General features: G+C 69.0%; 4 protein-coding genes and 2 pseudogenes. 3 read left to right on the top strand and 3 right to left on the bottom strand.

Annotated elements, in window-relative coordinates; translation table 11 throughout:
• Positions 1-736 (top strand): annotated as a pseudogene (locus AC0B9F_RS37710) (DUF2637 domain-containing protein); the annotation flags it as partial.
• Positions 737-843: 107 nt separating this feature from the next.
• On the opposite strand, the gene lysS reads toward AC0B9F_RS37710, so the two are convergent.
• Complete coding sequence (gene lysS / locus AC0B9F_RS37705; RefSeq protein WP_472010295.1) at positions 844-2,598, bottom strand: lysine--tRNA ligase; 1,755 nt, start codon at positions 2,596-2,598, stop codon at positions 844-846.
• Between the two features lie 312 nt (positions 2,599-2,910).
• On the opposite strand from lysS, the gene AC0B9F_RS37700 reads away from it, so the two are divergent.
• Together AC0B9F_RS37700 and argS are read left to right on the top strand one after the other, a co-directional pair.
• On the top strand, positions 2,911-3,051 hold the full coding sequence (locus AC0B9F_RS37700; RefSeq protein ID WP_472010293.1) for a hypothetical protein: 141 nt from the start codon (positions 2,911-2,913) through the stop codon (positions 3,049-3,051).
• 232 nt (positions 3,052-3,283) lie between these two features.
• Entirely contained in the window at positions 3,284-5,047 is a 1,764-nt protein-coding gene (gene argS / locus AC0B9F_RS37695) for an arginine--tRNA ligase (protein ID WP_472010291.1), read from the top strand.
• 85 nt (positions 5,048-5,132) lie between these two features.
• Here argS and AC0B9F_RS37690 read toward each other — a convergent pair whose 3' ends face one another.
• Positions 5,133-5,696, bottom strand: a complete 564-nt coding sequence (locus tag AC0B9F_RS37690) for a hypothetical protein (RefSeq protein WP_472010289.1) — start codon at positions 5,694-5,696, stop codon at positions 5,133-5,135.
• 473 nt (positions 5,697-6,169) lie between these two features.
• Positions 6,170-11,005, bottom strand: a pseudogene (locus AC0B9F_RS37685) (ricin-type beta-trefoil lectin domain protein); the annotation flags it as partial.

The raw sequence follows: 11,005 nt of genomic DNA, 5'->3' as shown, positions 1-11,005 counted from the left end.
GGCCCCGGTGGAATCCCTGATGCCGCTGCGCCTCGCCCGCTACGGCGTCCCCCTCTCGGAGACCGCCCCGGCCGGCCTCGCGGCAGCGGGCATCGAGCCGGCGCTGATACCGGCGGCCCCGAAGCCGGAGCTCGGCGCGGCGCCCGCGGCCGAGCCCACGCCGGTGGCGGCGGGCAGTCGTACCGCCGCGGCGGCGTCCGTCCCGCCGAAGGCGGCTCAGCACAGTGAGCAGCGCTCCGAGCCGGCCGGCGACGACGCAGCCGGCGACGACGCCGGGCAGCACGCCGACGAAGCCGACCAGAGCCCCTGGTTCCGCAATCCTCGCGAGATCGAGTACCAGGGCGGCTACGACCCCGACTACGACCCGGCCGAGCAGTACGCCCAGTGGTACGCCGAGCAGCAGGAGGCCGAGCAGTACCAGGACCAGTACCAGGAGGAGCCCCCCGCCGACGCTTCCTCCGCGGAGGAGACCGGCAGCTTCCCCATCCCGGTCGGCCCGAACCGCACCCGCGAGCTGGGCGAGGGCGGCGGCAGCCCGGAGCCGGAGCCGACCGAGGAGGACTTCTACCTGGTCTTCCGCAAGTCGATCGACGGCAGCTACCCGACGGCCGCCCAGTTCCGGGGGGACGTGGAGGCGACGTTCGGCAGGACGCTCCCCAAGGGCGAGGCCGAACGGATGGTCCACCGCTTCGCCGGCCGGCACTCGGCGGAACTCCAGGACGAGCACATCGCGTAGGCGGCGGGAAGCAGCGTGAGAACGGGCAAGGGGCCCTCCATGTGGAGGGCCCCTTCTCCGTACCGCTTGCCGCTACCCCTTACTCCTCACTGCTCACTGCTCAGCGCTCACGCGCCGAGCAGGCGCCGTACCCGCTCCTGGCCCACCGCGAGCAGCAGCGTGGGCAGACGCGGGCCCGTGTCACGGCCCACGAGCAGGTGGTAGAGCAGCGCGAAGAACGACCGCTGGGCGGTCTTGATCTCCGGCGGCAGCTCCTTGGGCGTGGCGTCCGCGGAGAACCCGGCCTGGACCTTGGGCACGCCGTAGACGAGGTGGGTCAGTCCGTCGAGCGACCAGTGCTCGGCGAGTCCGTCGAGCAGCAGCCGCAGGGACTCGCGGCCGGCGTCGTCGAGGGACTTCAGCAGCTCGGTGTCGGGCTCGTCGCGCACGATGGTGCGCTGGTCGGCGGGGACGTGGGTGTTGATCCACGCCTCGGCCTTGTCGTACCGGGGCCGCGCCTCGTCCAGGGAGGCCAGCGGGCTGGAGGGGTCCAGCTCGCTGAGGATGCGCAGCGCCTGGTCCTCGTGGCCGGCGGTGATGTCGGCGACGGAGGCCAGCGTGCGGTACGGCAGCGGGCGGGCCGTCCTGGGCAGCTCACCGGCGGCGGTGCGCACGGCGCGGGAGTGCGCGGCGATGTCGGCCGGGAGGGCCGAGCCGTCGGCGACCTTGGCGTCGAGGCGGTCCCACTCGTCGTAGAGCCGCTGGATCTCCTGGTCGAAGGCGATCTTGAAGGACTGGTTGGGCCGGCGGCGGGCGTACAGCCAGCGCAGGAGCTGCGGCTCCATGATCTTCAGCGCGTCCGCCGGAGTGGGCACGCCACCGCGCGAGGACGACATCTTCGCCATGCCGGAGATGCCGACGAAGGCGTACATGGGGCCGATGGGCTGCTTGCCGCCGAAGATCCCGACGATCTGCCCGCCGACCTGGAACGACGAGCCGGGCGAGGAGTGGTCGACGCCGCTCGGCTCGAAGATCACGCCTTCGTAGGCCCAGCGCATCGGCCAGTCGACCTTCCAGACCAGCTTGCCGCGGTTGAACTCGCTGAGCCGGACGGTCTCGGAGAAGGCGCACGCCGTGCAGGAGTACGTCAGCTCGGTGGAGTCGTCGTCGTAGGCGGTGACGGTGGTGAGGTCCTTCTCGCAGTTGCCGCAGTACGGCTTGTACGGGAAGTACCCGGCGGAGCCGGAGGAGCCGTCGTCCTCCTCGGCGGCGCCGGAGCCCTCCGCGGCCTCCAGCTCGGCCTCGTCGAGGGGCTTCTGCTGCGCCTGCTGCTTCTTCTGGTCGGCCGGCTTGGGCTTGGTGCGGTACTGGGCGAGGACCGCGTCGATGTCCTGCCGGTGCTTCATGGCGTGCAGGATCTGCTCGCGGTACACGCCGGTCGTGTACTGCTGGGTCTGGCTGATCCCGTCGAACTCGACGCCGAGCTCGGCCAGCGACTCGATCATGGCCGCCTTGAAGTGCTCGGCCCAGTTCGGGTGCGGCGAGCCCTTCGGGGCGGGCACGGAGGTCAGCGGCTTGCCGATGTGCTCGGCCCACGACTCGTCGATGCCGTCGATGCCGGCGGGCACCTTGCGGTAGCGGTCGTAGTCGTCCCAGGAGATCAGGTGGCGCACCTGGTACCCGCGGCGGCGGATCTCGTCGGCGACCAGGTGCGGGGTCATGACCTCGCGCAGGTTGCCCAGGTGGATGGGTCCGGAGGGGGAGAGGCCGGAGGCGACGACGACCGGTTTGCCCGGGGCCCGACGCTCCGACTCCTCGATGACCTCATCCGCGAAACGGGAGACCCAGTCGGTGGTCTCGGTGCTCTGAGCCACGATCGGCACGTCCTCTTTTTCTGGAGTTCTCAGACTTCTCTGAAGTTCTCGGACGGAGTTCTCAAGCCGGCGGCCGGTACGGTCGCACGGCCGCGCGCCCCCATTGTCCCAGGCGCGGCCCCAACCCGGAAAACGACTTCTCCCATCCTTGGCACAACCGTTCCCGGCACCGGATGGTCCAACTGCTCGGCGTACCGGCCTGCGCCCTCGCCGTCGCCGTCGCCGTCGCCCTCGCCGTCGCCCTCGCCCTCGGTGAAGCCGACCCCGCGGCCGACGCCCACCTCCTCAGCGCCGGCTCCCGCCACCGGTACGGCCACCGACGTGACCCCGCAGGGGGGCGGCGGACAGCTCGCCGCGACCGGCGCCGGCGATCTCACCGCCGTCGGGGCCACGGCCGCGGCGCTCGCCGTGGCGGGCGGCACGCTCGCGACGGCCCGGCGGACCCGCCGTAGGGACGGCTGAACCGATGCAGCGGAGGTGGGGTGCGTACGCGGCCGCGCCGGCACTGCTGGCCGCAACGGCAACCGGGGGCGCAGGCGGCGCTCGCTCCCAGTCCCATGGCGCCCACGGTGAGGGCGGCGCCGCCGCGCCCGGCCGGCCCGCGCCATGACCCGCGCGTTCGGAAAACGGTTTTACCCCCCATGGGATACTGGCCGTGTCCACGAACCCCACGAGGAGAACGGCACCCATTCCTATGGCCTCGGTCACGTCCCTCACCGCTTCCGTCCACCAGCGCCTCGCGTCCGCGCTGTCGGCTGCCCTTCCCGAGGCCGCCGGCGCGGACCCGCTGCTGCGACGAAGCGACCGGGCGGACTACCAGGCCAACGGCATCCTCGCGCTGGCGAAGAAGGCCAAGGCCAACCCGCGGGAGCTGGCCACGCAGGTCGTCGCGCAGGTGACCACCGGTGACCTGATCCAGGACATCGAGGTCTCCGGCCCCGGCTTCCTCAACGTCACGATCACCGACCGGGCGATCACCGAGAACCTGGCCGCGCGCGCCGCGGACACCGACGGCCGGCTGGGCGTGCCGCGCGCGGAGCAGCCGGGCACCACGGTCGTCGACTACGCGCAGCCGAACGTGGCGAAGGAGATGCACGTCGGTCACCTGCGTTCCGCGGTGATCGGTGACTCGGTGGTGCAGCTGCTGGAGTTCACCGGCGAGAACGTGGTGCGCCGGCACCACATCGGCGACTGGGGCACCCAGTTCGGCATGCTCATCCAGTACCTGGACGAGCACCCGCACGAGCTGGACCACTCCGGCGCCGAGGTGTCCGGCGAGGAGGCGATGTCCAACCTGGACCGCCTGTACAAGGCCGCGCGCCGCAAGTTCGACTCCGACGAGGAGTTCAAGACGCGCGCCCGCCGCCGGGTGGTGGACCTGCAGGCCGGTGACCCGCACACGCTCGCCATGTGGCAGAAGTTCGTGGACGAGTCGAAGATCTACTTCTTCTCCGTCTTCGAGAAGCTGGACATGGAGGTCCGCGACCCCGACATCGTCGGCGAGTCCGGCTACAACGACATGCTCGCGGAGACCTGCCGCCTCCTGGAGGAGTCCGGCGTGGCGGTCCGCAGCGAGGGCGCCCTGTGCGTCTTCTTCGACGACATCAAGGGCCCGGACGGCAACCCGGTCCCGCTGATCGTGCAGAAGTCGGACGGCGGCTACGGCTACGCGGCCACCGACCTCTCCGCGATCCGCGACCGCGTCTTCAACCTGAAGGCGAACACGCTCCTCTACGTCGTCGACGCCCGCCAGTCCCTGCACTTCAAGATGGTCTTCGAGACCGCGCGCAGGGCCGGCTGGCTCAACGACGACGTGAAGGCGCACCAGCTGGCCTTCGGGACGGTGCTCGGCAAGGACGGCAAGCCGTTCAAGACGCGTGAGGGCGAGACGGTCCGCCTGGTCGACCTCCTCGACGAGGCGATCGACCGCGCGTCGGCGGTCGTCCGGGAGAAGGCGCAGGACCTGTCCGAGGAGGAGATCGCCGAGCGGGGCGCCCAGGTGGGCATCGGCGCGGTGAAGTACGCGGACCTGTCGACGTCGGCGAACCGTGACTACAAGTTCGACCTGGACCAGATGGTCTCGCTGAACGGCGACACCAGCGTCTACCTCCAGTACGCCTACGCCCGTATCCAGTCCATCCTGCGCAAGGCCGGCGAGGTCCGCCCGGCGGCCCACCCGGAGCTGGGCCTGCACGAGGCGGAGCGCGCGCTGGGCCTGCACGTGGACGCGTTCGCGGAGGTCGTCGCGGAGGCGGCGAGCGAGTACGCCCCGCACAAGATGACGGCGTACCTGTACCAGCTGGCGTCGCTGTACACGACGTTCTACGACAAATGCCCGGTCCTGAAGGCCGAGACGCCGGAGCAGGTTCAGAACCGCCTGTTCCTGTGCGACGTGACGGCGAAGACCCTGCACCAGGGGATGGCCCTGCTGGGGATCGGGACGCCTGAGCGGCTCTGAGATCTGCGGAACCCGCACAACAAGCCCCGCCAGACAGTGTCTGGCGGGGCTTGCTGCTGCGGCAGAACGTTGAACAGCCAGGTCTTCAGGAGCTGATGGAATCAAGCCACCGCCGGGCCGCCGCCCTCTCATGCTGCGGCGTTCCTGCCCAGCCTGCCTTCCAGTCACCGAGGTCGCGCAGGCCGGTGAGGTTTCTGAAGCCGCTCACCAGGACAGTGCCGATCGATGCCTCGTCCGCCGTGCCGCAGACGATGGTGTCCCCGGCCGTTGACAGCATGACGAATTCCGGCATACCGGCTCCGCGGCCGAGTGCGGCGGCGGAGCCCGCGCCCATGATGTCCCAGGATGCGGCCAGTCTGACGCGCGCCCACCACCAGTCGTTCTCGCCCTCGTGGACCTCGGCGGCGACCAGGAATTCCTGGTCGTCGTCGAACAGTCCTCCGTCCCGGGAGAGGGTGAACCAACTCTCGTTGGCCGTGCTGATGAAGTGTGGCGTTGCCCTGTCGACGACCGCCCTCGGCCATGTGCCGGACGCCGGCGGATATCCCGGAGCAAGCGTGGCGAGCGTCGGCGGGATGAGGGGCCGGTCCGCGGGAACCAGCCCCAGGAAGAGGAGTCCGCCGAGGGCGAGTCGCTCAGCCTGGTCCATCACTTCAGCCTTTCTGGAAGAAGTACTGCGCGGCACCCCCCGCGAGGGGTGCCGCGCAGTACTCCATTTTTGAACCGCTACCAAATGTAGAGACTCGGCGATCCGTAGTTGTGGACGCCCTGCCTCGTCAGGGGGAAGTGGGCGATCTCGCCAGTTGTCTGGTTGATCATGATGCGGATCTGGCTTCCCGGCCGACCGTTCCAGTAGATCGGGGAGCCGATCCAGGAACCCCAGAACCTTCTGGCCGGTCCGCTGAGGTTATTCCCCTCGAACCGGTCGACGCTGCCGTCCGGCTTGAGCCGCGGGGACATGTTGGGGTTGGCGTCCACCATGTTCACGAGCTCGTGGGTGTCCGGATGGACCGAGTAGTAGGCCTCGTTCGCGTCGCTGCGCGCCTGGACCTGCTGCGGCGAGTAGTTCTCGTCGGGCGTCCAGTTGCCGCCGCCGTCGTCGTCGCCACTGCGCTTCGGGCAGGAGTCGTTGTGGACGAGGAGCGCCGCCGGTCCGGCCACCACGTAGTACGTGTGGATGTCACCGATGGTGAGGTTGTGGACGGTGGCCCCGAGGGCCGTCCGGCGCTCCACCGCGGTGATCTGTACGTACGTGCCCGCGCTGGTCTGGAGCCACTGGCCGGCGTGCAGGTCGGTGGCCTTGATCCAGGCGTGCAGTTCGGGGATCCAGAAGGGGTGGCCGTCGGTCGCGGTGACCTGGGCCGTCTTGCCGCCCTTCTTCCCGTCGACGTCGACCGTGACCTTGACCAGGTGCTTCAGGCCCTCGCCCTTGATCTCGGCCGTGACCGTCTCGATCCGGGTCTCGCCGGTCTTCGGGTCGGTCGAAGCGACCTTGTCGCCGGTCTTGACCTTTTCGATGGACTTGGTGGAGCCGTCGGCCATCAGAACCTTGGTGCCGGGGATGAAGCTGTTGCAGCCGGGGCTGCTGCCGCCTCCGTCGGCCTTGCCCGAGCCGCCGCTGCCGCTGGACCCTCCATTGCTCTTGGAGGAACCGCCCGACTTGCCGCCGGGCTTGGAGCTGCCTCCGCCGCCGCCCTTGTGGCCACCGCTGCCACCTCCGCCACCGCCGCGGGTGTGGGAGGACACCTTGGGGGCTGCCTTGGCCTGGGCTCGCTTCTGGACGCGGTTACCCGTTTTCTTGGCCGCATCCGCCGCCTTGTCGGCGGTTCTCTTGGCTGCTTCGGCCGCTCTCTTCTTCGCTCGTTGCGCAGCGAGCTTCTTGGCTCGCTCGATCGCCAGTTTCTTCGCTCTCAGCGCCGCGGCTTCTGCGGCCTTGGCCGCCTTGAGGACGATCTCGGCCGCCTTCTTGGCCGCCTTGAAGGACTCGACGGCCTTGATGGTGCGCTTGACGGCCTTGATGACGGACGGGATCTTGCCGAGCTTGGACCACGGGATGGCGTCGACCGCGATGCTGATGCAGGACCACATGTCACCGCCGAAGCACGCCATGGCGTCGTTGATGCCGATGAAGTCCTTCAGCGTCTCCCACGCCACGGCCAGGATGACCGAGGTGAGGGACTTGCCCTGCATCGCCTGCGCCTGCGCGACCTGCGCCGCGGACAGGCCCGCGCCCGCGAGGGCCGCGGCCCGCTCGGAGGCGGTCAGCACGATGGACTCGCCCGTGGGGTCGGAGAACGTGACCGGGTTGTTGTGCGCGTACTCGTACCCGTTGGACTGCAGGACATCGTTCAGGTCCAGCACCGGATCGGCGGACAGGAAGCGTCCCACCACCGGGTCGTACAGACGCGCGCCCAGCTGGACGAAACCGGATCCGTCGTCCACCGGCCCACCGAGGAACCCGGTGTGCGTCTGCTGATTGACGCCGGCGGTATCGGCGCCGCGCTGGTTGCCGAACGGGTCCTGCTTGCGGATCCGTACCGACATGCCGCCGTCGAGGGCGACCTCGGCATAGGTGCTGCCCTGGTGGTCGGCGGTGACGGCGACCAGCTTGTCTCCGCCGGTGCCGTAGGCGTAGCGCATGACCGCGCCCCCTGGGGCGTCATACGTGCGCTGTGTCTGAACCAGGATCCCGCCCTTCTGGACGGTGACCTCCCCCTCACCCAGAGTCAGGGTGGCCTGCTTGCCCTTGATGGTCAGCAAACGCGAGCCGTCGGGTCCGTAGATGTAGCGGGTGTCGTTCTGCGGCGCCCACAGCTGCTCGGCCTTGGTGCTGTCGCAGGTGGCGAGCACGATGGGGGTCGAGTTCGCCGAGTTGGCGCCCTGGACCGACAGGCAGAGCCCGGATGCGACGTGGGTGAGCTGGCCGGAGGCGTTGCGCTTGAGCTCCTGGCCGGCCGAGCCGTCACACTTCTGCAGCTGAACAGCCGATCCGGCGGTGTTGCCGACGGGCTGGACGCACCACTTGTCATAAGCGTTCAGCGTGCCCTGGTCAGGGTTGGTCCCACCCGGGGTGGGGCTGAAGCGCCAGCTCTGCGCGATCGTGGCGTTGCAGCCGTACAGCTGGATCGCCGTACCGGCGACCGCGAGACCGCTCCTGAGGTCCAGGCACTTGTCGGCGAGGCCCACGTAGGGGGTCTTGCCGCCGGAGCCCGCACCGGTGATCCGGTCGATCTTGCCGTCGTACGTCCACGACAGGGACTGCTTGTCGCCGTTCTGGAGCGAGGTGACGGTCTTGGTCTCGCCGGTGAGCTCGTACAGACGCTCCGCCTCGGCCTTGACCTGCGCACCCTGCGGGGTGGTGTAGGTCTTGGACACCTTGGTCAGCGTGTGCGGCTGGGTGCCGTCGGCCTTGCCATAGGCGTACGTGCTGGTGGCGTCCTTGGCGGTGTTGCCGGTGAGGTCCTTCTCGGTGAGCTTGGTGCGGTTGCCGAGCAGGTCGTACTCGTACTCCTGCCAGTAGCCGGAGTTGTCCTTGCCGGCCGCGACGTTCAGCGTGCCGTCGGTGTTCTTCGGAGCCGTGCAGGTGGACTGGTCCTTGGACGTCCAGGCTGTCTTCAGCTCGCCGAGCGGGTTGTAGGCGAAGCACTGGCGCTCGTCGATGCCGGTGGCCCCCTCCTGGATGGAGGTGACGTTGCCGGACGGGTCGTAGGTGTACGACCGCTTGGAGACGAGGTTGCCGGGCACCACGGACTGGTCACCGGTCTGCTCGCGGTAGATCTGCTGGTCCTTGAGCTCACCGCTGGACTCGTCGTACGTCGACTGCGTCCACACCCGGTAGGGCTGGGCGCCGAGCGTGGAGCGCAGCACCTGGCCGTAGGGGTCGTAGACGGTCTCGGCGCCGTACCAGTCCTTGCCGGAGATCGAGAGTGGCTTGCCGTCCTCGTTGTAGCGGACGACCAGCTTCTCCGAGTCGAACTTGCCGATCTTGGGAAGGGTGGACTCCTCGAGCATGCCGTTGTCGGCGTACTTGTAGGAGTAGGTGTAGGCGGAGTCCAGGCCCCAGGTGGAAGCCAGGGTGGTGGGAAGGGTCAGCGTGGTCGAGGTCGGCTGGTAGTCCTTGGTGTAGCCGTTGACCTGCTGGGTGTAGGCCTCACCGTCGGTGTAGCGGGTGGCGGTGTAGGGCATGCCCTTACCGCCCGGCGCCAGGTCGTAGGTGAGGTTGGCGAGCAGGGTACCGGAGGCGTTGTTCAGGCGCTGTTCGGTCGGCCGGGACAGCTGGTCGTAGCCGTTCCAGATCGTGACGCCGCGGACGTTGGTGGTGGTGAGTACGCGGTCGTGGTTGTCGTAGGTGTTCCGCGTAGTGCCCGTGTCGGGGTCGGTGGCGGTCTCCTGACGGCCGCGGTGGTCGTACGTCCACGTCCACGGGTGCGTCGGATCGGCGGAGTTGGTCGCCTTCACCGCCTGGCCGCGGGTGTCGTACTCGTAGCGCATCGACGTGAAGCCGCCGGGCGCGTCCGGGTTGAAGGTGTCCACCCGCTGGGTCCGGCCGAGGGCGTCGGTGTAGACGCGGTAGTCGGAGGTGCCCTGCGGGTTGTCGACCTTGGACCAGTCCAGGCCGTACTCGTACTTGGTGGCCCGTTCCGGGACCTCCTTGGAGACGGTCTCGTTGGTCAGCGGATCCGCGACCTTGAGGACCGGGGTTTCCTGGAGCACGCGGCCGGAGCCGTCGTAGGTGTAGCGGGTGATGTTGGGGACCTGCGTGTCGGCTTCCGGGGAGAAGAGCTCGCCGGGCGTGGACTCGTAGGTCAGGTAGGCGTTGTTGGTCTGCCAGACCTCACCGGAGCTGTTGTACAGCGTGTCGGTGATCAGCCAGCCGCCGCCGTCCGCCTGCTCCTGCTGCTGCCGCTCGCGACCGAGACCGTCGTAGAGCGTGACGGAGGTGTCGATCTTGTCGTTGTAGCCGCGCGTGTAGGTGGTGACGTAGGACGGCTTGCGGTCCTCGCCCTCCTTGTACTCGGGGACGGTGTAGACGGCGCGGAAGTCCGGCACCGCGGCGTCGGAGGGGGCGCGGTCCGCGGCCCAGGCCTTTTCGAGCCGGCCCAGCGGGTCGAACTCGGCCTGAGTGACATGGCCGTTGGCGTCGGTCGTCTTCGTCGTGGTGCCGCGGCCCGGTTCGATCTCACGGCTCTCGGAGTGACCGACGGCGTTGGTCTCGGTCACCTTGAACACCTGGCCGGTGGCCGGCTCATAGGTGATCAGGCCCGAGGTCTTGTGGTCCTCGTCCGTGGTACGGGTGACGCGGCCAATGGCGTCGAACTCGGTGGTGCCGTCCGACTGCCAGCCGGTGCCGTCACCGTTGATCGACCAGGACTCGGACGCCTCACCCTTGGTGGTGTCCGCGAGCGCGACGCCGTAGCCCTGGCCGTCGTAAGCCGTGCGAGTACCACTGAGTGTCGACAGATCCGTGAAGTCGGCTGCCGCACAAGTCGTCGGGGAGACCAGCACCTGCTTGGTCAGCCCGATGATGTTCTTGGCGGTGTTGTGGATGTACTCGGACTTGGTGCAGGACTCGTCGCCGGTCTTGCCGGTGTCACCCAGCGATTCCACCTGAATGGGCAGGCCGTAGGTCGGCTCGTAGGTGGTATGGGTCTTGACGATCCGCTCGGTGCGGGTGTCGTCGCTGTTGCTGCCCGACGACTTCGTGTAGGCGATCTCGTCCGGCTCGGTGACACGCCAGGCGCGCAGCGGGTCGAGGCCGTCGTCGCGGTCGCGGTGGGCCAGTTCGGTGGCCTCGGGGACGGTGATCGAACGTGACACCCAGGCGGTGTCCGCGTCGTCCGCGTTGTCGTAGTCCAGTTCTTCCGCGATGCGGCCGGCGAACGCGTCGCGGTCCTTGGCGATCTCCGCGCCGGTGATGTCCTTCACGGACACGGTGTCACCCATGCCCCGGAAGAAGCG

Source organism: Streptomyces sp. NPDC097129 (assembly GCF_055668065.1).
The sequence above is the reverse complement of the archived record's forward strand: the minus strand, read 5'-3'. Positions and strand labels throughout refer to the sequence as shown.